The sequence below is a fragment of the Pseudomonas sp. W2-17 genome, assembly GCF_041060445.1.
Lineage (GTDB): Bacteria > Pseudomonadota > Gammaproteobacteria > Pseudomonadales > Pseudomonadaceae > Aquipseudomonas.
The window spans coordinates 164,591-190,710 of the sequence record NZ_JAUFNS010000009.1 but is presented as its reverse complement, the minus strand read 5'-3'; the positions used below and the strand labels follow the sequence as shown (position 1 = coordinate 190,710).

31 protein-coding genes are annotated in these 26,120 nt (G+C 59.6%); 8 read left to right on the top strand and 23 right to left on the bottom strand.

The features are described from left to right. Positions 1-2: 2 nt before the first annotated feature. The 6 genes from pheT to thrS all read right to left on the bottom strand — a co-directional run bounded on the left by pheT (position 3) and on the right by thrS (position 6,648). Positions 3-2,381: a phenylalanine--tRNA ligase subunit beta gene (pheT, locus tag QWI20_RS13765; protein WP_369305955.1), complete on the bottom strand. Its 2,379-nt coding sequence runs from the start codon at positions 2,379-2,381 to the stop codon at positions 3-5. Positions 2,382-2,413: 32 nt separating this feature from the next. Further along, on the bottom strand, positions 2,414-3,430 hold the full coding sequence (gene pheS / locus QWI20_RS13760) for a phenylalanine--tRNA ligase subunit alpha (RefSeq protein WP_369305954.1): 1,017 nt from the start codon (positions 3,428-3,430) through the stop codon (positions 2,414-2,416). Between the two features lie 104 nt (positions 3,431-3,534). Continuing rightward, entirely contained in the window at positions 3,535-3,891 is a 357-nt protein-coding gene (rplT, locus tag QWI20_RS13755) for a 50S ribosomal protein L20 (RefSeq protein WP_007905879.1), read from the bottom strand. Between the two features lie 28 nt (positions 3,892-3,919). Further along, positions 3,920-4,114: a 50S ribosomal protein L35 gene (rpmI, locus tag QWI20_RS13750; protein ID WP_003442181.1), complete on the bottom strand. Its 195-nt coding sequence runs from the start codon at positions 4,112-4,114 to the stop codon at positions 3,920-3,922. 60 nt (positions 4,115-4,174) lie between these two features. Next, the gene (gene infC, locus QWI20_RS13745) at positions 4,175-4,726 is read right to left on the bottom strand and encodes a translation initiation factor IF-3 (RefSeq protein WP_172613086.1); all 552 of its coding nucleotides are present in this window, start codon (positions 4,724-4,726) and stop codon (positions 4,175-4,177) included. Then, positions 4,726-6,648 (bottom strand): threonine--tRNA ligase, encoded by a 1,923-nt coding sequence (gene thrS / locus QWI20_RS13740; RefSeq protein WP_133771115.1) that lies wholly within the window; start codon positions 6,646-6,648, stop codon positions 4,726-4,728. Before thrS ends, infC begins: the two co-directional genes overlap by 1 nt. A 389-nt stretch (positions 6,649-7,037) precedes the next feature. Between thrS and QWI20_RS13735 the strand changes: the two genes are divergently transcribed. After that, complete coding sequence (locus tag QWI20_RS13735; RefSeq protein WP_369305953.1) at positions 7,038-7,352, top strand: hypothetical protein; 315 nt, start codon at positions 7,038-7,040, stop codon at positions 7,350-7,352. 297 nt (positions 7,353-7,649) lie between these two features. Then, a complete protein-coding gene (locus QWI20_RS13730; protein WP_065991529.1) occupies positions 7,650-7,862 on the top strand; it encodes a cold-shock protein in 213 nt (70 codons plus the stop codon). Positions 7,863-7,933: 71 nt separating this feature from the next. Here the strand turns inward: QWI20_RS13730 and QWI20_RS13725 are convergent, their stop codons facing one another. The 10 genes from QWI20_RS13725 to QWI20_RS13680 form a co-directional block, all read right to left on the bottom strand. Beyond that, positions 7,934-8,272 carry an I78 family peptidase inhibitor gene (locus QWI20_RS13725; protein ID WP_369305952.1) on the bottom strand — a complete coding sequence of 113 codons (339 nt, stop codon included), beginning with the start codon at positions 8,270-8,272 and terminating at the stop codon, positions 7,934-7,936. Between the two features lie 206 nt (positions 8,273-8,478). Continuing rightward, positions 8,479-8,784 (bottom strand): hypothetical protein, encoded by a 306-nt coding sequence (locus QWI20_RS13720; protein WP_369305950.1) that lies wholly within the window; start codon positions 8,782-8,784, stop codon positions 8,479-8,481. Positions 8,785-8,844: 60 nt separating this feature from the next. Then, positions 8,845-9,873: a nucleoside hydrolase gene (locus tag QWI20_RS13715; protein WP_369305949.1), complete on the bottom strand. Its 1,029-nt coding sequence runs from the start codon at positions 9,871-9,873 to the stop codon at positions 8,845-8,847. 42 nt (positions 9,874-9,915) lie between these two features. After that, the gene (rbsD, locus tag QWI20_RS13710; protein ID WP_282373367.1) at positions 9,916-10,320 is read right to left on the bottom strand and encodes a D-ribose pyranase; all 405 of its coding nucleotides are present in this window, start codon (positions 10,318-10,320) and stop codon (positions 9,916-9,918) included. Continuing rightward, positions 10,317-11,249: a ribokinase gene (gene rbsK / locus QWI20_RS13705; protein ID WP_369305948.1), complete on the bottom strand. Its 933-nt coding sequence runs from the start codon at positions 11,247-11,249 to the stop codon at positions 10,317-10,319. Before rbsK ends, rbsD begins: the two co-directional genes overlap by 4 nt. Positions 11,250-11,296: 47 nt before the next feature. Next, positions 11,297-12,319 (bottom strand): LacI family DNA-binding transcriptional regulator, encoded by a 1,023-nt coding sequence (locus QWI20_RS13700; protein ID WP_369305947.1) that lies wholly within the window; start codon positions 12,317-12,319, stop codon positions 11,297-11,299. 1 nt (position 12,320) lies between these two features. Then, positions 12,321-13,319, bottom strand: coding sequence for an ABC transporter permease (locus QWI20_RS13695; RefSeq protein ID WP_172613085.1), 999 nt, complete (start codon positions 13,317-13,319; stop codon positions 12,321-12,323). Further along, positions 13,316-14,866 (bottom strand): sugar ABC transporter ATP-binding protein, encoded by a 1,551-nt coding sequence (locus QWI20_RS13690; RefSeq protein WP_369305946.1) that lies wholly within the window; start codon positions 14,864-14,866, stop codon positions 13,316-13,318. The genes QWI20_RS13695 and QWI20_RS13690 overlap by 4 nt, the downstream gene beginning before the upstream one ends. 89 nt (positions 14,867-14,955) lie before the next feature. Next, on the bottom strand, positions 14,956-15,915 hold the full coding sequence (locus QWI20_RS13685; protein ID WP_192171991.1) for a sugar ABC transporter substrate-binding protein: 960 nt from the start codon (positions 15,913-15,915) through the stop codon (positions 14,956-14,958). Between the two features lie 244 nt (positions 15,916-16,159). Beyond that, positions 16,160-16,423 carry a DUF1652 domain-containing protein gene (locus QWI20_RS13680; protein WP_369305945.1) on the bottom strand — a complete coding sequence of 88 codons (264 nt, stop codon included), beginning with the start codon at positions 16,421-16,423 and terminating at the stop codon, positions 16,160-16,162. A gap of 371 nt (positions 16,424-16,794) precedes the next feature. On the opposite strand from QWI20_RS13680, the gene QWI20_RS13675 reads away from it, so the two are divergent. After that, positions 16,795-17,466, top strand: a complete 672-nt coding sequence (locus QWI20_RS13675) for a lipopolysaccharide kinase InaA family protein (RefSeq protein WP_346629870.1) — start codon at positions 16,795-16,797, stop codon at positions 17,464-17,466. 68 nt (positions 17,467-17,534) lie between these two features. Here the strand turns inward: QWI20_RS13675 and QWI20_RS13670 are convergent, their stop codons facing one another. Further along, the gene (locus tag QWI20_RS13670) at positions 17,535-20,150 is read right to left on the bottom strand and encodes a PAS domain-containing protein (RefSeq protein ID WP_369305944.1); all 2,616 of its coding nucleotides are present in this window, start codon (positions 20,148-20,150) and stop codon (positions 17,535-17,537) included. Positions 20,151-20,291: 141 nt separating this feature from the next. Then, entirely contained in the window at positions 20,292-20,516 is a 225-nt protein-coding gene (locus QWI20_RS13665) for a YgdI/YgdR family lipoprotein (RefSeq protein ID WP_037010898.1), read from the bottom strand. A gap of 219 nt (positions 20,517-20,735) precedes the next feature. Between QWI20_RS13665 and QWI20_RS13660 the strand changes: the two genes are divergently transcribed. Next, complete coding sequence (locus QWI20_RS13660) at positions 20,736-20,987, top strand: DUF1654 domain-containing protein (protein ID WP_369305942.1); 252 nt, start codon at positions 20,736-20,738, stop codon at positions 20,985-20,987. A 172-nt stretch (positions 20,988-21,159) separates the two neighbouring features. Beyond that, the gene (locus QWI20_RS13655; protein WP_369305941.1) at positions 21,160-22,209 is read left to right on the top strand and encodes an endonuclease/exonuclease/phosphatase family protein; all 1,050 of its coding nucleotides are present in this window, start codon (positions 21,160-21,162) and stop codon (positions 22,207-22,209) included. A 92-nt stretch (positions 22,210-22,301) separates the two neighbouring features. Here the strand turns inward: QWI20_RS13655 and QWI20_RS13650 are convergent, their stop codons facing one another. Beyond that, the gene (locus QWI20_RS13650) at positions 22,302-22,631 is read right to left on the bottom strand and encodes a hypothetical protein (RefSeq protein ID WP_369305940.1); all 330 of its coding nucleotides are present in this window, start codon (positions 22,629-22,631) and stop codon (positions 22,302-22,304) included. A gap of 479 nt (positions 22,632-23,110) precedes the next feature. Between QWI20_RS13650 and QWI20_RS13645 the strand changes: the two genes are divergently transcribed. Then, positions 23,111-23,335, top strand: a complete 225-nt coding sequence (locus QWI20_RS13645) for a DUF6555 family protein (protein WP_369305939.1) — start codon at positions 23,111-23,113, stop codon at positions 23,333-23,335. Between the two features lie 83 nt (positions 23,336-23,418). Then, a complete protein-coding gene (locus tag QWI20_RS13640) occupies positions 23,419-23,688 on the top strand; it encodes a hypothetical protein (protein WP_369305937.1) in 270 nt (89 codons plus the stop codon). Positions 23,689-23,911: 223 nt separating this feature from the next. Here QWI20_RS13640 and map read toward each other — a convergent pair whose 3' ends face one another. The 3 genes from map to QWI20_RS13625 form a co-directional block, all read right to left on the bottom strand. Beyond that, positions 23,912-24,697 (bottom strand): type I methionyl aminopeptidase, encoded by a 786-nt coding sequence (gene map / locus QWI20_RS13635; protein ID WP_369305936.1) that lies wholly within the window; start codon positions 24,695-24,697, stop codon positions 23,912-23,914. Next, entirely contained in the window at positions 24,694-24,948 is a 255-nt protein-coding gene (locus tag QWI20_RS13630; RefSeq protein ID WP_265386147.1) for a ParD-like family protein, read from the bottom strand. Before QWI20_RS13630 ends, map begins: the two co-directional genes overlap by 4 nt. 92 nt (positions 24,949-25,040) lie before the next feature. After that, positions 25,041-25,385 carry a helix-turn-helix domain-containing protein gene (locus QWI20_RS13625; protein ID WP_192172000.1) on the bottom strand — a complete coding sequence of 115 codons (345 nt, stop codon included), beginning with the start codon at positions 25,383-25,385 and terminating at the stop codon, positions 25,041-25,043. Between the two features lie 193 nt (positions 25,386-25,578). On the opposite strand from QWI20_RS13625, the gene QWI20_RS13620 reads away from it, so the two are divergent. Then, entirely contained in the window at positions 25,579-25,734 is a 156-nt protein-coding gene (locus QWI20_RS13620; RefSeq protein WP_369305935.1) for a hypothetical protein, read from the top strand. A gap of 39 nt (positions 25,735-25,773) precedes the next feature. Here QWI20_RS13620 and QWI20_RS13615 read toward each other — a convergent pair whose 3' ends face one another. Then, a complete protein-coding gene (locus QWI20_RS13615; protein WP_369305934.1) occupies positions 25,774-26,010 on the bottom strand; it encodes a hypothetical protein in 237 nt (78 codons plus the stop codon). Positions 26,011-26,120 lie beyond the last annotated feature (110 nt).

Sequence of the window (26,120 nt, the reverse complement as noted above, 5' to 3'; positions counted from 1 at the left end):
CGCTACATCCTTAACGTGGCGTTTAACCTTGCCTCTAGCGAGGTGAGAATTTGCTGCGTCGAAGCGTTTACCTCATCGTCGGTAAGAGTGCGCGATGCATGTTGCCAGGTCAAGCCGACTGCAAGGCTTTTTCTAAGCGGATCAATACCTTTACCCTGGTAAACATCAAACAGCCTGAGGTCTGTGAGCCATTCCCCTGCATTCTCACGAATAACGTCCAGCACAGCAGTCGCAGAAACATCACGATCAGCCAGCAGCGCCAGGTCGCGACGCACTTCCGGGAAGCGTGAAAGCTCATGGAATTTCGGCAGGCGACCGGTCGCCACTTCAGCCAGCACCAGCTCGAAGACAAACACCGGACGATCAAGGCCCAGGGTCTTCGACAGTTCCGGGTGCAGCGCGCCGATGTAGCCCACTTCACGCCCGTCACGCTCGATACGCGCGGTCTGACCCGGGTGCAACGCGGGATGGGTTCCGGGTACGAAGCGGAAATCATCCTGCGCACCGGCGAAGCCCAGCACTGCCTCGACGTCGGCCTTGACGTCGAAGAAGTCGACGACATCGCGGCCTTGCGCCCAGCCTTCCGGCAGACGGCTGCCACAGATCACGCCGGCCAGCATCGGCTCTTGCTTCAAGCCTTCCAGTTGACCGACGAAACGCAGGCCGCTCTCGAACAGGCGCACGCGGTCCTGCTGGCGATTGAGGTTATGTTGCAGCGACTTCACCAGACCCGGCCACAGGGACGAGCGCATTGCCGACATGTCTGCCGAGATCGGATTGGCCAGCAACAGCGGCTCAACACCCGGGCTGAACAGCTCGAACCATTTCTGATCGATGAAACTGTAGGTGATCGCTTCCTGATAGCCGCGGGCGACCAACAAACGACGCAGGGCTGGCAGATCACTCTGCGCCTCGGCACGCGGTTGTGGCGCCAGACGCGCCTGCGGATAGCGAACCGGCAAACGGTTGTAACCGTGAAGGCGGGCCAGCTCTTCGATCAGATCGACTTCGAGGGTGATATCGAAGCGGTGGCTCGGCACTTCAACGCGCCATTGCTCGCTGGCGTGAGGCGCGACGGTCAGGCCGAGCGCGGTCAGCAGGCGCTCGATCTCCGCTGCGTCCATCTTCATGCCCAGCATCTGCTCGATACGCTCGGCACGCAAAATGATCGGCTCAACCGAAGGCAGGTGCTGATCGCTGACAGTCTCAATGACCGGACCAGCTTCGCCACCGGTGATTTCCAGAAGCAGGCCAGTGGCACGCTCCATGGCTTCGCGGGCCAGCTGCCAGTCAACGCCTCGCTCATAGCGATGGGACGCGTCGGTGTGAAGGCCGTAGGACCGTGCCTTGCCGGCAACGGCAATCTGATCGAAAAAGGCGCTTTCGAGGAAGATATCGCGAGTGGTCGCGGACACGCCGCTGTGCTCGCCACCCATGACGCCGGCGATGGCCAAAGCACGCTGGTGGTCGGCAATGACCAGGGTATCAGCGCGCAGGCTGACTTCCTGACCATCCAGAAGCACGAGCTTCTCGCCCTCTTCCGCCATGCGCACACGAATGCCGCCGTTGATCTCGGCAAGGTCAAACGCGTGCAGCGGCTGACCCAGCTCAAGCATCACGTAGTTGGTGATGTCGACTGCGGCGTCGATGCTGCGCACGTCCGAGCGACGCAGGCGCTCAACCATCCACAACGGCGTAGGACGTGACAGGTCCACGTTGCGGATGACGCGACCCAGGTAACGTGGGCATGCCGCAGAAGCGATCACGTCTACAGGACGCACTTCATCGTGCACCGCCGGAACCACTGCCACCTGTGGACGCGTGACGACTGCGTCATAGAGCGCACCCACTTCACGGGCCAGGCCCGCGACCGACAGGCAGTCACCGCGGTTGGGCGTCAGGTCGACTTCGATGCTTGCGTCGTCCAGCTCCAGATAAACGCGCACATCCTGACCCACCGGCGCGTCGGCCGGCAGCTCCATCAGTCCGTCGTTGCCCTCACCCACCTGCAACTCGGCCTGCGAGCACAGCATGCCGTTGGACTCGACGCCCCGCAGCTTGGCTTTCTTGATTTTGAAATCGCCCGGCAATTCGGCGCCGATCATGGCGAATGGAATCTTCAGACCGGGACGTACGTTTGGCGCGCCACACACAACCTGAAAGGTCTCGGCGCCATTGCTGACCTGGCAAACACGCAGCTTGTCAGCGTCCGGGTGTTGCTCGGTGCTCAAGACCTCGCCCACCACAACACCGCTGAAAACGCCCGCTGCCGGGGTGACGCTGTCTACTTCAAGGCCGGCCATCGACAGACGCGCAACCAGCTCGTCGCGGGACACTTGCGGGCTTACCCAGCCACGCAGCCATTGTTCACTGAATTTCATCCTGCTCTCCTAAAGAATTCGTTACGGCCGACCTAGCGAAATTGCGCGAGGAACCGCAAGTCGTTGTCGAAGAACAGGCGCAAGTCGTTGACGCCATAGCGCAGCATCGCCAGACGCTCTACGCCCATGCCGAAGGCGAAGCCCTGGAATTCTTCCGGATCGATGCCCGACATGCGCAGCACGTTCGGGTGGACCATGCCGCAGCCCATGACTTCAAGCCAGCCGGTCTGCTTGCACACGCGGCAGCCTTTGCCACTGCACATCACGCATTCCATGTCGACTTCGGCCGAAGGCTCGGTGAACGGGAAATACGAAGGACGGAAACGCACTGCCAGCTCTTTTTCAAAGAACACGCGCAGGAATTCCTCGATGGTGCCTTTCAGGTCGGCGAAATTGATATCGCGGTCGACCAGCAGGCCTTCGACCTGATGGAACATCGGGGAATGGGTGATATCGGAGTCACTGCGATACACACGGCCCGGGCAGACGATGCGGATCGGAGGCTTCTGCGATTCCATGGTGCGGACCTGAACCGGCGAGGTATGGGTGCGCAGCAGCATGTTCGCATTGAAATAGAAAGTGTCGTGCATCGACCGGGCCGGGTGATGGCCTGGGATGTTGAGCGCTTCGAAGTTGTGGTAATCGTCTTCGACCTCAGGGCCTTCGGCGATGCCGTAGCCGATGTGGGTGAAGAACTGCTCGATTCGTTCCAGAGTGCGGGTAACCGGGTGCAGACCGCCAGTGGTCTGGCCACGGCCAGGCAGGGTCACGTCAATGGATTCGGCCGCGAGCTTGGCCGCAAGATCGGCCTCCTCGAACGACGCCTTGCGCGCATTGAGAACCTCTGTGACACGCTCCTTGGCTTCATTGATCAGCGCGCCGATTTTCGGACGCTCATCAGCAGGCAGATTCCCCAGGGTCTTCATCACCTGAGTCAATTCGCCCTTCTTGCCAAGGTACAGAACCCGGATTTGCTCCAGGGCATTGATATCTTCGGCGCTTTGCACAGCCTCAAGTGCTTGAGAGACCAGCGCGTCCAGGTTTTCCATGTACAGACTCCAGATACAAAATAGGGGAAGAGCTTACAAGGCTCTTCCCCTATTTATGACGTTTAACACCGAACCCCGAGCGGGGTCCGGTGATTGCCGGGGACTTAGGCCAAAGTGGCTTTAGCTTTCTCGACAATCGCAGCAAACGCCGCTTTTTCGTTCACTGCCAGATCAGCCAGAACCTTGCGGTCGATCTCGATCGACGCTTTTTTCAGGCCAGCGATGAAACGGCTGTAGGACAGACCGTTGATACGCGCACCAGCGTTGATACGAGCGATCCACAGAGCGCGGAACTGACGTTTTTTCTGACGACGGTCACGGTAGGCGTATTGGCCAGCCTTGATTACCGCTTGCTTGGCAACACGGAATACGCGTGAGCGCGCGCCGTAGTAGCCTTTAGCAAGTTTCAGAATTTTTTTGTGACGCTTACGGGCAATGACGCCACGCTTTACACGAGCCATGAGTTAATTCCTCTGTTCTTGATCAAAATTAGCAAAGGCGCAGCATGCGCTTGACTTTTGCCACGTCGGACGGATGCAGCAAGCTGCTTCCACGCAATTGACGCTTACGCTTTGTCGACATTTTGGTCAGGATATGGCTCTTGAAAGCGTGCTTGTGCTTGATGCCATTCGCGGTTTTCAAAAACCGTTTAGCTGCACCACTTTTAGTCTTCATCTTTGGCATGTTCGGATACTCCGCATTCAGTTGATAAACATAACCGCAAGGCCTGCCGTGCCCTGGTGGTTATTTCTTCTTTTTCGGGGCGATGACCATGATCAGCTGGCGTCCTTCCATCTTAGGATGCTGTTCGACCGAGCCGTATTCGAGCAGGTCAGCTTCAACCCGCTTCAACAGCTCCATCCCCAGCTCCTGGTGGGCCATCTCACGACCGCGAAATCTCAAGGAAATCTTGGCCCTGTCCCCGTCACTCAGGAAACGTACCAGGTTGCGTAGTTTTACCTGGTAATCCCCTTCCTCCGTCCCTGGACGAAACTTGATTTCTTTAACCTGGATCTGCTTCTGATTCTTCTTGGCGGCAGCAACCTGTTTCTTCTTCTCGAAGATCGATTTGCCGTAGTCCATCAGTTTGCAAACAGGGGGTACTGCATCGGCGGAAATTTCCACCAAATCCAGTTTGGCCTCTTCAGCCTTAAGAAGCGCGTCTTCAATTGACACAATCCCAAGCTGCTCACCCTCAGCCCCAATTAAACGAACCTCACGTGCCGAGATATTCTCGTTGATCGGGGCTTTCGGTGCAGCTCGTTTATCTTGTCTCATTTCACGCTTAATAATAATTACTCCGAATCTTGGCGACCACGCCGGGAAACCGCTTGTGCAAGGAACTCCGAGAACTGGGCGACCGGCATCGAGCCAAGGTCTGCGCCTTCACGTGTACGCACAGCGACAGTTTGTGTTTCAACCTCCCGATCCCCAATCACGAGGAGATACGGAATTTTGAGCAACGTATGCTCGCGGATTTTAAAGCCGATCTTTTCATTTCTCAAGTCGGACTTGGCACGGAATCCGCTTTGCGCCAATGTTTTTTCCACCTCAAGGGCAAAATCAGCCTGTTTATCAGTGATATTCATGATCACTGCTTGAGTTGGAGCAAGCCACGCAGGGAAGGCGCCTTCGTAATGCTCGATCAGGATTCCGATGAAGCGCTCGAAGGAGCCAAGGATTGCGCGGTGCAACATGACCGGGTGCTTGCGACCGTTGTCTTCCGACACGAATTCGGCGCCCAGACGGATCGGCAGGTTGAAATCGAGCTGCAGAGTACCGCATTGCCAGACGCGACCCAAGCAATCCTTGAGAGAAAATTCGATCTTCGGACCGTAGAACGCACCCTCGCCCGGTTGCAGATCGTACGGCAGACCAGCGCTGTCAAGGGCTGCAGCCAGTGCGGACTCGGCGCGATCCCACAATTCATCGGAACCGACACGCTTCTCTGGACGGGTCGACAGCTTCATCTCGATGTCTTTGAAACCGAAATCGGCATAGACAGCCATGGTCAGCTTGATGAACGCGGCGGATTCAGCCTGCATCTGTTCTTCGGTGCAGAAGATGTGCGCGTCGTCCTGGGTAAACGCCCGCACCCGCATGATGCCGTGCAGCGCACCCGACGGTTCGTTGCGGTGGCACGCGCCGAATTCGGCCAGACGCAGCGGCAACTCGCGGTAGCTTTTCAGGCCCTGATTGAACACCTGCACGTGGCAAGGGCAGTTCATCGGCTTGATCGCGTAGTCGCGGTTTTCCGATTCGGTGGTGAACATGTTCTCGGCGTAGTTCGCCCAGTGCCCGGACTTCTCCCACAGGGAGCGGTCGACAACCTGAGGCGTCTTGATCTCGAGGTAGCCGTTTTCGCGCTGGGTCTTGCGCATGTATTGCTCAAGAACCTGGTAGAGCGTCCAGCCGTTCGGGTGCCAGAACACCATGCCCGGCGCTTCTTCCTGGGTATGGAACAGGCCCAGGCGCTTGCCGATCTTGCGGTGATCGCGTTTTTCGGCTTCTTCGATGCGCTGGATGTAAGCCGCCAGTTGCTTCTTGTCAGCCCACGCCGTGCCATAAACGCGCTGCAATTGCTCGTTCTTGGCATCGCCGCGCCAATAGGCGCCGGACAACTTGGTCAGCTTGAATGACTTCAGAAAACGCGTGTTCGGCACGTGCGGACCGCGGCACATGTCGACGTATTCTTCGTGGTAATACAGGCCCATGGCCTGCTCGTTCGGCATGTCTTCGACCAGACGCAGCTTGTAGTCTTCGCCACGGGCCGTGAACACTTCGATCACTTCCGCACGCGGCGTGACCTTCTTGATGACGTCGTAATCCTTTTCGATCAGCTGCTGCATGCGCTGCTCGATCGCGGCCATGTCGTCCGGTGTAAATGGACGCTCATAGGCGATGTCGTAATAGAAGCCATCATCGATGACAGGGCCGATGACCATCTTTGCCGTCGGATAGAGCTGCTTGACGGCATGGCCGACCAGGTGCGCGCAGGAGTGACGAATGATCTCCAGGCCTTCCTGATCCTTGGGGGTGATGATTTGCAGGCTCGCATCGGTATCAATGATGTCGCTGGCATCAACCAGTTGACCGTTGACCTTGCCGGCCACGGTGGCTTTGGCCAGGCCCGCACCAATGGAGGCGGCGACCTCGGCAACGGATACCGGGTGATCGAAAGAACGTTGACTGCCGTCGGGAAGAGTAATAGTTGGCATGGCGCCTCCTCTCCTAGTGGTGACCCCTACCAAAGGTCACGTGGGTGGGATAGAGCCAGTACGCGATTCGGTGGTATGCCTGCCTCACAGTGGCAGGAGCCCGAAGGCCAACCTGAAGACCGAACCAGAGTGACTGGAACTTACGAAATCGACAGAACTTGCAGCAGGGCAACGGGGCCCCGCGAGACGCGAGCTAATCTGCAGGCGCGCATGCTATCACAGCGTTACGGCAGGGTCAGCTAAACGGTGGTGGGTGCTGCACGGGGATCGGCAAATGAACCGAGACGCAGCGGCGCCACGGAACTGGTGCGCTTCAAGGGCCTCAGATTATCGGTAGTACCTGTTCAAGGCCTGACACCTCGACGGCCACCGACAAAAAGGAATCCACCATGAAGCTTCTACGCGTTGCCGCCCTTATCGCCCCGCTTGCCCTGACACTGCCCCTCAGCGCTCATGCCGCGATGGATGCGAAAACCAAGACCAGCTACATGAACGAATGCACCACCGCAGCCACCCAGAGCAATCCATCGATGGACGCCAATGCAGTGAAAGCGCACTGCGAGTGCGGCGCTCAACAGATCAACCAGAAGTTCTCGGACAAGGAGATCGCGTCACTCAATGACAAAACGACGCCTCCCAGTACCGATATGACCTCTCGTCTGCAGGCTGCGGTGAGCAAAAATTGCCTGAATGGCAAAAAATAAAAAATTTACATTTCCTTGATGCCCCAGACCGGGGCGTAAAGAAGGACCTATCGACCGACACCCTGAAGCCCGCGAATTCAGCGGGTTTCAGGGGTTGAAGAAGGGTTTGCCGCTGAACACGCCGACCGGGCTAAACAGGCCTACAGGGCCCATTTGGGGCGTTATATCGAAGATGCTGACGCAAAGTTCTAATCGAAAAAGTCCAGCATTCACACAATTCGACTATGATAGCGCTCGTGTGCCCAGTTGGCCTGAGCAACACAGCACTACTGAAAATTATGTTCCTGGAGATACACCATGTCTAATCGCCAATCCGGCACCGTAAAATGGTTCAACGATGAAAAAGGCTTCGGCTTCATCACCCCACAGGGTGGCGGCGACGACCTTTTTGTACATTTCAAAGCCATTGAATCCGACGGTTTCAAAAGCTTGAAAGAAGGCCAGACTGTTTCCTTCGTGGCTGAGAAAGGCCAAAAGGGCATGCAAGCTGCTCAGGTTCGCGCGGAGTAATCCCAGCGATCTGAAAAAACCCCGTCACTGACGGGGTTTTTTTATGCCTGCGATTTCATTTTGCGGTGACGCTACCCGCAATTGACGCGGTTTACCGTCCCTGAATCATCAGTGTTCAGATTCAGACGGTCCGAGCGGTATTCCAGTGTCACGATGTCATTGGGCCCGAGCACTCTGGCGGTCTGCGCGCCAGCCTTGGCCTTCGCCTGATCGAGCAATGCCGCTGACGCCAGCTTACCCACTGCGAACTGCACCGCTGCAGCATCACAACGCGCATAACCACCCGCGGAACTGGCCGGGGAACTGGCGACGCTCTCCTCGGGCTGACTCGTGGACTCCGACGTGCTGCTGCAACCGGCCAGCAGCGCTGCGGCGAGCACCAGACCCGATGATGCGTATTTCCAGGGCATACAACCTCCTAACATTTATCTAAAGCAGAACCTCTGCGACAGCGGTCCAGCGGCTTCGTTTCGCCATGTCCGGGCCAGGGCATGGACACGCGCCCTGTTGAAGACAGCGCAGGAGTCTGCCCCAAGCATCACCTGCCCGGCGCATCCAAATCGTGACAAAACGTTAAAGCGGCGCCCGCAGGACGCGTTGAACAAGCGGGCGCGACTCAATAAACGTCGACGTAATCGGTAGTGGGGTTGGCCCAGTTGTCGCGAAGGGCGTTGTAGATCTGCGTTACCCACACGGCATCGCTGGCCGCCACCGGGCCGACGCACCCTGACCCGGCAGCCCAGGTTTCCAGGCGAAACAGCAGTCCGCCGATGTCCGCGCCACCCACCGCATCGCTGGAGATCCATGCACGACCGTCGCGACCGACACGCAGCTGGTTGTGCGCACTGTCCCGTGCAGCCGCGATCATTTGCCGAACTGCATCGTGGGTGAAGGAATCGGGATTATTGAGATCGATAGACACGGTTTTCATTCTCGTTGCGTTGCACTGCGCAGCGGGAGGCCACGCAGCGCAGCACTGTTGTTACTTCAATAGACCCAGGCGCTGAGTCAACAGGTCAAAAAAGCCCTGGGCATCGCCGTTTTCGACCCAGAACACATTTTTGTTCTGAGCGAGAGTGTCGTACCAGTCGGCAATGGTCTGGCCATGGGTGGGACCCTCGCGGTTATCGACCACCAGATTCACCTCCCTGCCGCTGAACAACTCGGGCTTGATCAGCCAGGCAATTACGCTCGCATCATGTACCGGCCCGCCAGGCAGGCCGTAATGGACCATGTCAGCTTTGACGTACTCATTGAGGATGCCGCTGACCAGCTTGCCAGCCTGATTGTTCAGGCCATCGATCTGCTTGATGCGCGCTTCGCTGGTGAGGATCTTGTGGGTGACATCCAGCGGCACGTAGGTCAGCTTCACGCCGCTGGCCAGCACCACCTTCGCCGCATCGGGGTCGGCGAAGATATTGAATTCGGCCACCGGGGTAATGTTGCCGCCGTTGAAGTGGGCGCCGCCCATGACCACGACTTCCTTGATGCCCTCTGTGATCTCCGGCGCCTGAATCAGCGCGAGCGCCAGATTGGTCTGCGGCCCGAGCATGGCGATGGTGATGCTGTGGGGCGCAGCTTTCTTCAGGGTGTCGACCAGGTACTGCACGGCGTTGCCTTCAGCCAACGGCTTCTTCGGCTCGTGCACTTCCACGCCCGGCAGCCCTTCCTTGCCATGGATGTTTTCGGCGTAGATCGGTGTGCGCACCAGTGGCTTGCCGGCGCCTGCGTACACCGGCACTTCTTCACGGCCAGCCCATTCCCGAGCCAGCCGGGCATTGCGCGAGGTCTTGTCGATGCGCACGTTGCCCGCCACGGTGGTGATCGCCATGACGTTGAGTTCTTGCGGCGACGCCAGCGCCAGGAGCAGTGCGACGACGTCATCGGCGCCCGGGTCGGTGTCGATGATCACGTCGCGCTTCTCGCCGGCATGAACCGACGTGGCGGATAAAATGGCCAACAGCGCGGCACTCCTGATCAGTCCGGTGAAAAAATGACGGGTTGTATTCATGGGAACTCCTTGTTCCTGACGGCTGAAAATAAAAAACCGGTGTTAAAAAACCACGCCCGCCACCAGCGCGATGTTGGTGTAGGGCTGGCATTCGCCGGTGCGGATGATAGCCCGAGCGCCGCGGCTGAGCTGCTTCAATGCCTCATGACTCACCAGGCGTTGCTCACCGAGGCTGCCCGAGGCCTGCAAGCTCGAAACAGTGGCCAACGCTGGCGGTTGTTTCGACAGCATCTCTTCGGCGAGGACGTGACTCTCGACCTGCATTTCAGTCAGCACCACATTCAGCACGCTGAGGAAATCGGGCACCCCGTGGGTCAGGGCCAGATCGATCAGCTCGACGCCAGCCGGTACGGGCATGCCCGCATCGACAATCATCAGGATGTCGCCATGGCCGAGAGACGCGATGGCGCGGGACAAGGCAATGTTGAGCAGTGGGGTTTTTTTCATGATGAATGCCCTTGTGCCGCAGAGGCCTGAACCTCGGCAAATGTCGGAATGGAAGGTTGGGCGCCGGAACGGGTCACGGACAGCGCCGCTGCGACCTGACCGAAGCGAATGGCGTCCGATTCTGATTTGCCATCGGCCAGCGCCGCCGCGAAGCCGCCGACAAAGGTATCGCCTGCCGCCGTGGTGTCAACGGGCTGCACTTTGGGCGCCGGGAAGTGCTCGGAGCGTGACGCGCTGGCGAACAGGGCGCCCTGCTCGCCCAGCGTCACAATCACCTTGCTAACGCCGGCTTTCAGCAGTGCTGATGCAGCGGCGTCTGCGCTGGCGGTGCTGTCGACGGGCAAACCGGTCAGCGCGGTGGCCTCGCTTTCATTGGGGATCAGGTAATCGATCCAGGCGAACCATTCGGCCGGGAGCGGGCCACTGGCCGGCGCCGGGTTGAGGATGACGGTCTTGCCCAATTCGTGGCCGCGCTTGAGCACATGGCCGACGGTGTCGAGCGGCACTTCAAGCTGGCAGATGATGACTTCGGCCCCGGACAGCAGCGCATCAAAGCTGTCCACCACGGACGCGGTCACGTGGCCGTTGCCGCCCGCCACGATGACGATGGCGTTCTGGCTGCTGTCATCGACGACGATCAACGCGACGCCGGTGGACTCGCCGGAGACCCGGGTGACTGCCTGGCAATCGATGCCTTCGGCCAGCAGCGCAGTGCGAAGTTGTTCGCCGTAGGCATCATCGCCGACGCAACCGATCATGGCCACACTGGCGCCCAGTCGCGCCGCCGCTACCGCCTGATTGGCGCCCTTGCCGCCCGGCACAGTAACGAAAGACTGCCCGGCCAGGGTTTCTCCGGCCCGGGGCAAACGCGGCGCGCGCGTCACCAGGTCCATGTTCAGGCTGCCCACTATCACTACTTTTGCTTGCATGACGTCTACTCTTCAGAACACTTTCTAGACCGGGCGAAGCGCTCGGCTTAACGATATTCGGTAAATACCTGGGGTGGAGGCGCTGTGGATTCGCGCAGCACGATACTCGGCGCAACGACCAGGTGTTCGACAGCGGTTTCGCCCTGCGAGGAGATCCGCCGCAGCAGCATCTCGGCAGCACGCTCGCCCAGTTGCAGAATGGATTGGCCGACGGTGGTCAGGGCCGGGTAAACGTATTGGCTCATCTGGATGTCGTCGAAGCCGATGACCGACAGATCCGCAGGGACCCGCACGTTCCGCTCGGCAGCAGCGCGCAACACGCCGATCCCGACCATGTCGTTGGCCGCAAAAATCGCCGTCGGCGGATCCTGCTCCAGCAGTTTCACCGCAGCAAGATAGCCGCTGGGCCCGGTGAAATCGCTTTCTACCACCCAGCTTTCCGGCACGTCGACCGAAGCTTCCTGCATCGCCCGGTGATACCCCGCCAGACGCATCTTCGCCACGCTGGTCTGCGCCGGGCCGCAGATACAGGCGATTTTCCGGTGGCCCAGGGACAGCAAATGCGACGTCGCCAGATACGCGCCCAGCTCATGATCGATGCGCACCAGATCAGCCGTGACGCCATCCAGATCGCGGTCGACGATGACCAGCGGCGTGCGCACCGCGGACAAGCCCTCGACGAGGCTGTCTCCGCCGCCCACCGATGACACGATCAGGCCGTCGACGCGTTTTTCAAGGAGCACGCGCAGATAGCTGCGCTGCTTGTCGGGGTTGTCATCGGAATTGCAGAGGATCACGCAGAAACCGTTGCGCTCGCAGTAATCCTCGATGCCCCGTGCCAGTTCGGCGAAGTACGGGTTGATGCCGTTGGGAATCAACAGGCCGATGGTCGCCGTGGCCTTGGCCTTGAGCGACCGCGCAACGGCGCTGGGCACGTAGTCGAGCTGCACGATGGCGGCTTCGACCTTCTTGCGCACCTCTTCGCTGACCGGTCGGGTGCGGTTAAGGACATGTGACACCGTGGTGTAGGAAATCCCGGCAATCGCCGCTACATCCTTGATGGTGGCCATGTCAGCCGCGCCGCCGCGCGCGATTGCTGCGGTAGGTGTCGAGGACCACTGCAACCACGATGACAGCGCCGGTGATGATGCGTTTGGTCGGCTCGGTCGCGCCGATCTGCGCCAGCCCTGCCGCGAGGACCGAGATGATCAGCACGCCGAAAAAGGTGCTGATCACCGAACCGCGCCCGCCCATCAGGCTGGTGCCGCCGATGACCACCGCCGCAATCACTTGCAGTTCAAGGCCCGAGCCGGCGTTAGGGTCAGCGGCTTCCAGGCGCGAAATCTGGAACAGCGCGGCAACGCCCGCCAGCAGGCCCATCAGCGAGAACACCAGGATCTTGTAAGGCTTGGGATTGATGCCCGCCAGACGCACGGCTTCCTCGTTGGTGCCGATGCCGATCAGATAGCGGCCGAACACGGTACGGGTCAGCACGGCCTGGGCGGCGAAGATGACGATCAGGGCAATGACGAACGACGGCGAGATGCCAAAGGCAAAGGGATTGGACAGCCACGCGAACGAGTCACCGATGTACGCGGTGCGCGAGTCGGTCAGTTGATACGCCACGCCGCGGGCCATTTCCAGCACGCCGAGGGACACGATGAACGAGGGAATGCGCCACGCCACGGTGATCGAGCCGGTCAGCGTACCGGCCGCCGTTGCGCAGGCAATGCCCAGCAACGCCGACGGAAACACGCCCCAGCCCCAGCCGAGCATGGCCACACTGACCGCCGAGGCAGCCAGCGCCAGCACCGAACCCACCGACAGGTCGATGCCACCGATGATCAGGATGAAGGTCATGCCGACCGCCAGCACCATCAGGTCGGGAATTTGATTGGCCAGGGTGCTGAAGGTTTCGTACGACAGGAAATGATCGCTGAGCAGCGAGAACAACACGATCATCGCCAGCAGTGCGCCCGCCAGCCCCAGGTAAGTGCCCAGGCCGAAGTAGTTGCCGCTGCGCTTGCCCGGAGACGGCAGCGCGGCAGGAGAAGTAGAAGTTTTCATCAGTCGATCCTGGGCGCGGCTTCAGACAGCAGCGCGTCACGTTTTTGATAGCCCGCGAAGGCAGCGGCAAGCAGTTCATCCTGGGTCCAGGTGTCGCGCTCGAAGGTGTCGATCAGACGCCCGGCAGACAGCACGCCGATGCGGTCGCAGATCAGCATCAGCTCGCGCAGATCACTGGACACCACCACCAGCGCCCTGCCCTGACGGGTCAGTTCACCCAGCAGCGCGTAGATGTCGAACTTGGCGCCGACGTCAATGCCGCGCGTGGGCTCGTCGAACAACATCACCTGGCAATCGCGCTCCAGCCAGCGGCCGATCACGACCTTCTGCTGGTTGCCGCCCGACAGCTCCGACACCAGTTGCGTCGGGCTGGAACTGCGAATGCGCATGGCGCCCACCTGACGCTGAGCCAGCGCGATCTCCGAGTTGCCGTTGACCACGCCGGCACTGGAAATGGCTTCCATGTTGCCCAGCGCAATGTTGGCGCTGATCGATTGCGACAGCAGCAACCCCTCGCCCTTGCGGTCTTCGGTGATCAAGGCAATGCCATGACCCACGGCGTCCACCGGTGATTTGATCTGCACGCTGCGCAGCGGGCTGCCGACTTCGATGCTGCCGCTGTCGGCCACGTCCGCGCCGTAGATCAGCCGCAGCAACTCGGTACGTCCGGCGCCGATCAGCCCGGAAATCCCGAAAATTTCCCCGGCCCGGACATCAAAGGAAACGTCGCGGACCTTGTCGGAGCGGTTCAAGCCTTTGACCGACAGCGCCACCGCGCCGATCTTGCGCTCGCCCAGGTCGATCTTCTCGCCCAGTTCACGGCCCACCATCAACGTGACCAGTTGCTCGCTGTTGTAATTGGCCATGAAGTCGACGCAGACCAGCTTGCCGTCGCGCAGCACGGCGATGCGCTGAGCAACGCGGGCCAGCTCTTCCAGGCGGTGAGAGATGTAGATGATGGAAACGCCACGGTCCTGAAGGCGAGTGATCTGCTCGAAGAGCATTTCCACCTCGCGCGCCGTGAGCATCGCCGTTGGCTCGTCGAGGATCAGCACATGGCAGTCGCCAATCAGGTTGCGGGCGATTTCGACCATCTGTTGATGGCCAATGCCCAGTTCGCTGACCAGCGTGTCCGGGTCAATGGCCTCAAGGCCGACCTGGGCCATGGCCTTGATCGCGTCTTCACGCAGCTTGCGGCGATTGATGAAACCGGCGCGGCTGGGCAGGTTGTCGAGAAACAGGTTTTCCGCCACCGACAGCGTCGGCAGCAGATTGAGTTCTTGCATGACCATGCGCACGCCGAGCTTTTCAGCCTGGGTGCGGCTGGCAGGCTGATAGGGCTGCCCCTGAAAGTGCATCTGGCCGGTGGTCGGTGTGACCAGGCCGCCGATGATTTTCGACAGCGTGCTTTTACCGGCGCCGTTTTCCCCGGTCAAGGCCAGCACTTCCCCGCGCATCAGCGTCAGGTCGATGTCACCGAGTACGGGTTGGGCGTAGGTTTTGCCAATACCACTGACAGATAGAACAGCGGCCTGAGCAGACGCTGACATAACGATCTCCACGCACCTGCCCTCACGGGCAGGCGGTACATATTTGGAAACTGCGGGTTTGGAATGTGTTGGCTGAAAACCAGGCCGGCTTATTGCGGCTTGGTCACCAGCTCGACCGGGGTTTCGATCACGCCGTTGGTGATCTCGAGCTTCTCGCCCTTGACCATCTTCAAAGCGGTGTCGATACCGAACACGGCCTGACGCGCCGCGAACTGGTCAGCGGTGGCCAGAATACGGCCGTCTTTGAGCATCGGCTTGATGGCGTTGATGTTGTCGTAGCCGACGACCTGAACCTTGCCTGCCTTGCCCGCTGCACGCACTGCCGAGACCGCGCCTAGTGCCATGCTGTCGTTGCCGGCCAGCAGCGCTTTCAGGTTCGGGTATTCGTTGAGCATGGCGGACGCGACCGCGTTGCCCTTGTCGATTTCCCAGTTACCCGACTGGGTGGAAACGATCTTCATCTGCGCAGCGTCCATCGCGTCCTTGAAGCCCGCAGTGCGTTGCTGCGCGTTGGTGGTGGTCGGCACGCCTTCGATGATCCCGACTTCATCACCCGCGGTCAGTTGCTTGGCCAGGTAGTCGCCCACCAGCTTGGCGCCCTTGCGGTTGTTCGGGCCTACGAACGGCACTTCCATGCCCTTGCTTTTCAGCACGTCGGCGTCAAGCTGGTTGTCGATGTTGACGACTTTGATGCCCGCGTCCATGGCCTTCTTCAGAACCGACGCCAAGGCCTTGGAATCGGCCGGGGCAATGACCAGCGCGTCGACTTTCTTGACGATCATCTGGTTGACGATGTCGATCTGCGCGGCCGTGTCGGACTCGTTCTTGATGCCATTGGAAATCAGGTCAAAGTCAGCGGAATGTTCTTTCTGATAGACCTTCGCGCCGTCTTCCATGGTCAGGAAGAATTCGTTGGCGAGGGATTTCATCACCAGCGCGACGGTCGGCTTTTTAGCGTCGTCGGCAAAGGCGGATGAGAGAGGCAGGGTTGCAGCGGAAGCGGTAAGCATGGCAACAGCAAGAAGGCGTGCAGCGAATGGCAGCTTCATGGAATCACTCCGACATTATGATTGTTGTTATCGGCAGCGTTTACGCGTCAGGGGAAGCATCGACGGAATCGCAAACGTTTGCGTGAGCGAAACTATGGGAACCGATCAGGGATTTGTCAACTGTGCAAAGCGGTGAAAAGAGGCGGGCCGTGTGTTGCCCTGCTCCTCCGATCACCGTTGCAGCGCTGGTGGCCTGCACCCTGAATCGGAGGATAGAAAGGAATGATCAGTTGTGCCGCTTACGTCACGCACGTTCCTGATGGGCGGTCGGACGTCGGCTGGCTGAATGGAGCTTCAAGTCTTCTTTGAGCGAGGCAATGAGGTTGGCGATGGCGCGGCTGGAGTTGAGCGAGCTGACCGGGATACCCCCGGCCAAGAGATCGGCATGCCCCCTTTCGCGGTCAAAAATCTGCACCATTATTTGATCGTTGGCATCGATGGTGCATTTGCACTTGGCAGGCAGAAAACCTGATTCGACGATATGGCAAAGTTCAAGTGTGGAGATCATGGCAAATTTCCTTATTTAGTTATGCACGGTGGATGTCGCCGGGTTCCAGCAATTCCGCGAGTTTCACAGGAATGGGACGAACGGGCATGAGGCGGCTCACGAAGGACACGTCCCAAGGGTCATTCAACGCGAATGCCTGGCGGCGTAACCAGACAAAAGCGGCATGTACGGTCTGCTGGATGGCGGAAATGCCGCAGGTTTGACTGGTTAATGAACCCGCCAAGCCAGTAAGCTGGGCGCCTTCAAAATGGCCATTCGCCAATATCCTTGAGCGGCAGTGAACTAATCAGGCCCGCGACGGCCAGAGGGGCTCGCACTGCAACATGGCAGTCGCTGCACAAGCAAGATTTCTACAGTATTCGGAGCGCATGATGGGTCGGGCAAACAACGAGTTTGAGTTCTGGTGGGGCACGTCGGGGCCTTGGGTCGAGCCACCAAACGTGCGCCGCAACGGCACCAGCGGTGTGCAACGCGTTGTGCATGACGGCAAGACGCTTTACGTGAAACGCCAGACGGGCCACCTGTTTCGCAGCTTCCGTTACCCCACAGGCCGCCCGACTGCACTGCGTGAGGGCATTGCGCTGACAAAACTCGAGGAACTGGGCGTCAACGCACCACGACCGGTTTTTTATGGCGCACGCAAGGTTGCCGGTGTATGGCAAGGCGTTCTGGTGACCAAGGATCTGGGCGGTTTCATCGATCTTGATACCTGGTATGCCCAGGGCGGTGCCAGCACCTTGAGCGTCGAGCAACATCAGCGACTCTTCAAGCGTCTGGCCGAGACCCTGGCAAAGATGCACCTGGGCAAGTGGCAGCATGGCTGCATGCGCTCCAAGCACATCTTCATCAAGGCGACGGTCACCGACACGCGATTTGATTTTGAGCTGGCGCTGCTGGATCTGGAAAAATCCCACGGCCGGATCACCACCCTGGGCGCGGCGCGTCACGACATTCCGCAACTCAGAAGGCACTCATTCTGGGACGAGTCCCAGTGGCAGTATTTCCTGTCGTGCTACGAACAGGCCATCGGCCGAGCCGTTTAGGCGAAGCAGCCACCCTTCATGCCATGCAGCACGTGGCATGAAGGGCGCGGCGTGAAGGGCTCACCCCATCAAGAGCCGTGACCGGCCTGCTCGCTGATCAATGCCGGTGCTTTCCGGTCGTTGATCACCTGCGCCACTTTCGACGCAATGTCAGCGCGGCTGAACGGCTTGGCCAGCATCTCGAAACCGGCAATCTGCGTCGACGAATCGCTGGTGTACCCCGTGACGACCAGCACCGGCAGCGCAGGCAGGACTTCGCGCAGACTCAACGCGAGCTGGGTACCGCTTTTCTCGGCCATCAACTGATCGGTGATCAGCACGTCCGGCCGCAACCCGGCGCTGACCATCTGCTCGGCAGCGGACGGCGACGCCGCTTCGGTCACCCGATAGCCCAGGTCACGCAGTTGCAGCGCAACGGTGTAGCGGACCAGTTCCTCATCATCCACCACCAGCACGTGAAAAGGGTGATCCGCGGCGGGCGCCGAGTCGCCCTCGCCTTCTACCGGTGCCAGCACATCCGCGCTCGACACGGGCAACCAGATGTCAACGCGCGTGCCGAGACCCGGCGCCGACTGAATATCAAAACCACCGCCCGATTGCAGCACCAGCCCCTGCACCATCGACAATCCGAGACCGGTGCCCTTGCCGACGCCTTTGGTTGAGTAGAACGGCTCGACGCAGCGTTGCAGCACTTCCTCGGTCATGCCGCTGCCGTTATCCGACACTGTCAGCCTGACGTAACAACCCTGCGCCGGCGCCGGGCCCAACCCCGGACTGTCGGCAATCACCTCGGGGCGCGCGCTGATTTTCAGGTAGCCGCGTTCGGCGATCGCGTCCCGGGCATTGACCGCGAGATTGAGCACGCCCAGTTCAAGCTGATGGGGATCGATGAGGATGTTGGGCAGATCGGCAGGAATCTCAACGATCACTTCGATGGTCGGACCCAGCGAGCGCTGGATAAGGTCACGCATGTCGTTGACCAGGCTGTCCAGCGCCACCACCTGAGGCTTGAGCGTCTGCCTGCGAGCGAAAGTCAGCAAACGGCCGACCAGAATTCGCGCGCGATCTGCGGCCTGCAGTGCGGCGTCGATCAGCCGATGGGAACGGTCATTGCTGACCGGCTGGCGCCGCAGCAACTCCAGCGAGGTCATGATCGGCGTCAGCAGATTATTGAAGTCATGGGCGATGCCGCCGCCGAGCTGACCGACCATCTCGATTTTGCGCGACTCGTGCAGCAGCGAAATGGCCGCCTCGCGCTCGGACACCATGGTGGCAACGCGCTGTTCGAGGCTTTCGTTGAGCTCGATCAGTTGATGTTCGGCGCCCACGCGCGCGGTAATGTCGACGCAAACGAACAGCAAGCCACTGAGGTGTTGTTCCGCGTCGAGCAGCGGCGTCACGTGGGTCTGCACCCACACCACGGAGCCGTTGGCGCGCACGTGGTGCTGGGTCAGCTCGAAGGGCGCTTCGGCGGTCAAGAAATTCTCATGGAACATCGACTGCGTGTCAGGTGCGAGGTCGTTCTGTAGATCGAGGATTGAGCGGCCGTCGATGGCCCGGCGCTGCAGCCCCATGATGTCGCAGTAGCGATCATTGACCTGCTGAAAAACGCCTCGGTGATCACACAGCGCAATCCCGGCGCCTGCCTGTTCGAACATCCCGGCCAGTTGCGCGGAACTGGCGTGCAGCGCCGATTCAGCCCGCGTGTGGTTGATCCATTGCCAGCCCAGCTTGGCTGTTTCTTCGATGATGTGAATGTCATGGGGGCTGCAGACCCGTTGCCCGTCGAACTCAACAGTGAACACGCCGGCCAGGACGTCATGGCGCATCAACGGCACATGCACGGCCAGACTCGTTGTGTGGTCCTGCTGAAGAGCAACGTCGCGAGGGTCAGCCAGAACGGCATCAGCCTTCATCGCCGCTTGCACGGTAACGCCCTGGCGCAACGCAGAACAGCTGTCATCGCTGACGGCGATCAGCCCTGATCGGGTCGTCACGTCACCCTGCCGGTATTCACGGCGAATGACGAAGTCGCCCTGCTCGTCAGCCTCCGCGAGGTGGACTCGGGCGGCGCCCAGTTCGCGCCCGATACGCCGGATGACGTCCGCTTCGATCTGCTCGGGGTCGCGAATGGACGGCAAGGCCTGGCCCAGCTCAAGCAGCAGTGCCTGACGACGTTCGAAATGCACGCGCTCGGTGGTTTCGGTCACAACGCAGAGCACGCCGCCCACGGCCCCGTCGCTCTGGTGTACCGCAGAATAGGAGACGTCAAAGTAAACGGTTTCGCCGTAGCCGTGGCGTTCGATATAAAAGGCACGGTCCGTGGCAGCAAACGTTTGCCCGGTTTCCCGCACGCCGCGCAGCAGCGGCTCGAGGTCGTCCCACAACTCGCGCCAGTTCTCGACCGCAGGCCGGCCAAGGGCGCGGGGATGTTTCTCGCCGATGCTCGGCGCATAGGCGTCGTTGTAGAGCGCCACGAATTCGGGTCCCCAAAACAGCACAATCTGCGCCTGCACAGGGAGAATCGTGCCCATGAGGGCCTTCAGACTGTCCGGCCAGTCAGAGGGCGCGCCGAGGGGCAAGCCGTCCATCAATGGGGACTGAAGCAGATCACCGACCGCACCGCCGTTGGCAAGGAAACGCAGGGGTTCTGCGCTGAACCCGGTGTTGGGTGGGGTATCCATAATTAGGGCCTGAGAGGAAATATCGTGAGCAGAAAGCCTCGCTTAGAGCGACGGCAATGCGAAGACGTTCCATTCAGATCGGGATGAATTTGCACAGAGCGTGGGCCCGGCGGCCATGCCAGCCGGGCCCTCCGGCGTGGCTCAGTCCTCTTCTTTGACGGTGGCTACCTCGTCAGCGCGCACGCGGATGGTTTTGCCGGAGATGTCCTCGAACTCATAAAAGCCGTCTTTGCTCTTGGTCTTCGGCGCATCCTTGGTCACGTACTGCGTGCCGTTCTGCAAGGTAACCACGGTCGACGTAGAGCAACCCGCCAACGCTGCACAACAGGCGAACGCGACCGGCATCAGCAATGATTGAATCTTCATAAAAGCCTCCTGGTGTGTAGGGCTCGAGCGTCATGCGCTCAAACGCTGAATCGTCATCTAGCAGATCAGATCAGCGCCATCGACTTTGGTTCGCAACCCCGGACAATCAACCGAAAAATCAGCGACTTGGGTCAAAGGAGGTTTTTGTCCGATCCGCTGTTGCGAAACGTCCGACACTCAAATACTGTATGCGCATACAGCGAACAGGAGGGTCACGTCGTGTCTGACACCAACGCGTCAACCGCAGCATCGCCAGGGCACTACGAGCGCATGGCCATGCGGGTGCAGAAAATCATCAACTCGCAGAGCGCACAGAAAGCCCGCGCGGCACTGATTTTCCGGCTTGCGGACGAACTCGAAGACGACTGGAAACAGTTACTGGAAGAGATCGACGAGAACGACAACGTGACCCTGGCCTGGCGGGACGACGGCGGTGTGCAGATTTTCTGGACCGTGCCCAAGGAAGATTGACCTGCCGGCGTCCTTGAGGCCGAGGTCATGGCCAGACATCCCCGCGACGGCAGGGGTGGCCGCAGGCGCACAGCTCACGGCCATCGACCCGCCACCGCTGCACCCCGAATCAAACTCCCTCGATGAATAACCCAGTTGGATGAACATGCTCAGATTTTGTGTCGCTCTGCTTTTGTCTTTCACTTTCCTGCAAACCGCTTGCGCTGACGTCAACATTGGCACCTGGAACCTGGAGCACTTGAGCGTGCGCCCGAACAAGGACTTTCAGGGCATCGCCAAAGTCGCGCAGAAAGTCGACTTTCTCGCGGTGCAGGAGCTGATGAGCGAAGACGCGCTGGAGGCCCTGGCCAAGGAGCTGACCCGGCAAACCGGCAAGCACTGGAGCTCAATGGCGTCCCATGCCGTGGGCCGCTCTTCCTACAAGGAAATGTACGGATTCGTCTGGCGGGATGATGCCGTTGCGTATGAAGACGGCGCCGTGAGCTACCTGGACCGCAGCGACACCTTCGAGCGTGAGCCCTACTCTGCGCAGTTCCGCTCGCTCAAGGACGGCAAGAATTTTGTCGTGGCCACCGTGCACATCCTGTATGGCAAGAACCAGGCGGACCGTGCTTCGGAAATCGTCGCGCTGTCCAATTACTGGACCTGGCTGCAGGAAACCTACCCGGGCAACAACCGGATCATGTTGATGGGCGACTTCAACACCCCGCCCAACTCGCCCGCGTGGGACAAGCTCGACAGCAGCGCCAGGCCGCTGGTACTTGATGGCGCGAGCACGCTGTCGACGAAGGACGGTAAATTCGCCAACCTCTACGACAACATCTTCATCAGCAAGCAGTCGGCGATCCGGGTGAACAAGGTCGAGGTGTTCGATTACCCGACATTCCTCGGCGTGACCCACGCCAAGGGCCGTGACAGCGTGTCCGACCATGCACCGATTTTCCTCAGCGCCAATTTGAGCGGTGGCAACGGTACTGCCGGGGCGTCTGCCGTGACGGCCAAGGCACCGGCCACTGCAAGCAATCCGATGAAGCCTGCCGCGAGTGCCGGCGGCAACCCGGCCAACCTGACGCTGGCGATTCGCGGCAACAAGAAGACCATGGTGTACCACCGTCCTGACTGCCCTTCGTACAACGCGATTGCCGAGAAAAACCGGGTGGAGTTCAACAGCCCGGCGGCTGCCGAAGCGCAGCATTATCATTTGGCCGGCAACTGCCATTGATCCGCAGCAGCGCGCGCTGATCCCTACTCAAGTCGCCTGCCACGCTGTGGAAGGCGACTTGAATGGCTGTCTAACGCCGAATAATCCGCCAGTCATTTACGCGCCAGGTCGTGCTGGATGCAGCCCTCGTAGTAGGTTTGCTTGACCGCGGCAGGTTTCAGCTTCGATGGGCTTTTGTAGGTCTGTTCCGTGATGCCCAGCGCCATCTTGCTCATCCACGGCTTGGCGAACTTACGGCTCTGCAGTTTTTTGCGCGCGCTGTAGAGGGTGGTGCCAGAGAGCTTCGACTGCTGCGCCGCCCCCGCGACACCTGCTCCCCATTTGCAGACCTGCAGGTCGTTCTTGCTGAGGTCCTTGGCCTGCGTGGTCACAGACACCGCTGCCAGAAAAACCGCCACTACCGCCACGCCCACACTGCGCATACCCGTTCATCCCGGAATCAATTGATAAAAAAGGATTTTTTCAGAAAAGCCGGCCGAAGCGGGCCATCAATTTGCCTTTTCCACACAAAACATTTCCGACCCCTCCAGCATTCACCTTCGCGGGCAAGTTTAATCCCCGGCATCCCCTCGAAAACGCCCTGTTATCCCCAGTCAACGCGTCTGGATGTATGGCGAATATCCATATCGATATGGCACATGGCCGCCCATCGACCAACGATTTCAAACCCTTGTGAAGGTGTGCAATTCTGCGCCGGTCGGCCGCTTCGCAACCCGATTGCGGATGGCCCGTCTCAGGTAGAGATGCATTACGGTCCCAGGCCATTGAGAGTTGATCAGCCTGTATCGATCTCGAAATGAAGTGACAGCAATGCCGATGCAGTCGACGTGCAGGCTGTCAGGTACATGAAGCAAGCCCCTCATTCAGCCGGCGTTAACGCACGCCCCTACAGGCCAGCACCATGAATGACTATAAGGATTTTGAAATTCATTACTGGTTTCAGGGCGAGCCGCGGCACTTCAATCATCAAGGCAATCATCTCTGCGAAAGTGACGTGCTGCATTTTGCGACCTTGCACGCAGGGGTGGGCGCCGTCGAGGGCCACATCTGCGCGGGGCCGGTGAAACGCGCGCTGCTTTACGCCGAAGGCCTGGGCGTCACGCAGGTGCAATGGAAACGCACCTGATCGAGGAAAACTGCAAACAAACCCGGATTCACGTGGTCGGAATTTACAAGCAGCGCTCATCACACCAGCAAAGCGAGATAAACATGACCATCGATAACGCACTGAAGCAGGAAGTCCTGACCCGATTGCTGCATGCCCACCCGGCAGGCCTGGGCAAGGAAGTTCTGGACAACTACCGAGGGGAGAATGCGGTTGCAGACACCCTCGAGCATTTGCAGGCGGCCGGATTGATTCACGACGGGTGCGTTAACCGACCTGCTGAAGGGGATCGCACGTTGAAGTACCCCGTTAAGCTCAGTTCTTCCGGGGTCGTGGCTGCCAGGCAGTTGGAAGCTGAGCCATCCAGACATTAAGGTTTACGCAGGCAACAAAAAACCGGCCAAGGCCGGTTTTTTTGTGTTCGATAAGTGGTGTTCTCCCCTGGTGCTACCTGCACTGATCATTCCAAGCCTGTCAGGAAGCAGCACCACAGGGGAACGAGAAAGAGCCTACAAGCCAAGTCCCGTTTTCGTCACGCTCGCTATTGTGACTTCATGCGTCCAGACCCCTTTGCTCAACCTTGCTCAACGCCCGCGCTTAGACCGGCGGGTAGTCGCCCGTGCCGTCCGGCCACGGGGTCAGTAGCTCGAAGCCCGTCTCGGTCACCGCCACCATGTGTTCCCACTGCGCCGACAATGACTGATCGCGGGTGAGCACGGTCCAGCCATCATCCAGCACATAAGTGCCCGGTTTGCCGGCGTTGATCATCGGCTCGATGGTGAAGACCATGCCGGTCCTGAGCTTCAACCCCTTGCCCGCCGCGCCGTAATGCAGCACTTGAGGTTCTTCGTGGTATTTGCGACCGATCCCATGCCCGCAGTATTCACGCACTACGCTGAAGCCTTCGCGGTAGGCCACGCTCTGGATGGCATGGCCGATGTCGCCCAGGGTCGCACCGGGTCTCACCGCGTGTATCCCCGCCAGCGTAGCTTCGTACGTGGTTTCAACCAGGCGCCGGGCGAGCGGGCTGACCTCCCCGACGTAGTACATGCGGCTGGTATCGCCGTACCAGCCATCCTTGATGACCGCGACGTCGATATTGACGATATCGCCGTCCTTAAGCACGTCATCCGCTGAGGGGATGCCATGGCAGACGACGGTGTTGGGCGAGATACAGGTGGTTTTGGTAAACCCGTGGTAGCCCACGTTGGCAGGGATCACTTTCAGCTCGTTGACAATGTAGGCGTTGCAAATGTCATCCAGCGCTTCTGTGCTAATACCCGGCTTGACGTGCTCTGCGATCATCGCCAGGACATCGGCGGCAAGGCGCCCCGCCACACGCAACCCGACCAGATCGGCTTCGGTTTTGAGACTAATGCTCATCGGGACACCGCCCGGGCCGGAGCCAGATCCGGTACCAGATCGCAGGGCTGAAGGCTCAATACGGCACCGCCGGAGGTTTCAGCGCGGATCAGTAACTGGCATATTTCGCTGTAATTCAGACCGGGGTGCAGCTCGGCGAGCATGCCCACCCGCATCCAGTGTTCGGCCTGAGCATTGATCGAGCGACTCAAGGCCGCGCTGGCGCAACGTATGTTGGCGTGCATCTGTTCGGAAATTTTTACCAGTCCCATACCGACCTCTCGAAGAATATACGGAGCATATACGTTCCATATATTTTCTTGCAACCGGCCCTCGTGACTCCTCTGCGCAAAGCGTGCCCTTCTTACGCAGAGCGGGAAAACTCGGTCGCGCACTCTGAAAGCGACGTAGCCAATTGCGAAATCGCCTCGCGGTCATCTTCGCTGAGCGCCCGGTAATGAGTAATGACTGCCCGCTCCGCGTCGTTCAGCGTGTCGGTAGCGATCGGTGTCCTCTCGCCTGACAGCACGTACATGACGTCGATGCCTTTCTTGCCCAGCGCCGCCAGGTAATCCGAACGCGGGATGCGTTCACCGCTTTCGTATTTGCCCTGGGCGTTGGCCTCAACGCCACCGATGGAGCCGAAGTCCTGTTGCGACAGCCCGAGCCGTTTGCGTTCTTCTTTCAGACGTGAGCCGAGATCTTTCATAAACGAGGGTCCTGAAGTTGACTGTGTTCAAAGAGCAAGACCCCATTGGTCCGAGGGAGTTGCGCCCTTGGGCTCAATTGGTCAATCTTCCGAATTGACGGCTCAAGGAATCACCTTCGTGGCCGATAGGTTCTGATGTACCGCTATTCTTTTTGAATGGCAGCCCGATTTCTGTAGTTCGGAGAACCAGACTATGATTTCTTTCTTACTGGGTTGGTTGGCGCTATCGGCCGTGGGCACATTGATCGCCCTGGCGATGATTCGCACCGGTAAAATGCGCCAGCCTGACGCAGACGCCACGGTGAACGGTCAGACGCCCGTCCCGGTCCTGGTGCGATTCAAACCCTGAATCAATCCCGGCTGTCTTGCCGGGAGCACGCTCATGACATTATTCCCCTGCGAGCTGACCCAGTTCAGCCCCATAGACGTTGGCGTTGCCCGTGGCGTAACCCGCGCTTGATGGCACAAATGCGATATCGGCCTGACTCGCACTGAACTGGCGAAGTCCCGACGCAAGAGCAAGAAAGTCCTCACGCTGCATCTCGTTGCCCCACACGCTGCTGAATGACGACTCGTTTTTCTGCGCAGCGAATTCCTGACGGGTGTTGACTTGATTGGTTTGCATGGCTGCTCTCTTCTTCTCGATACTGTTTAAACATACAGTATTTTCATCGCCCCTCCAGCGCAAGTCCTGTTGCGACGAATGGTCATGGGATGAGCCTGAGTTTTGGGCTC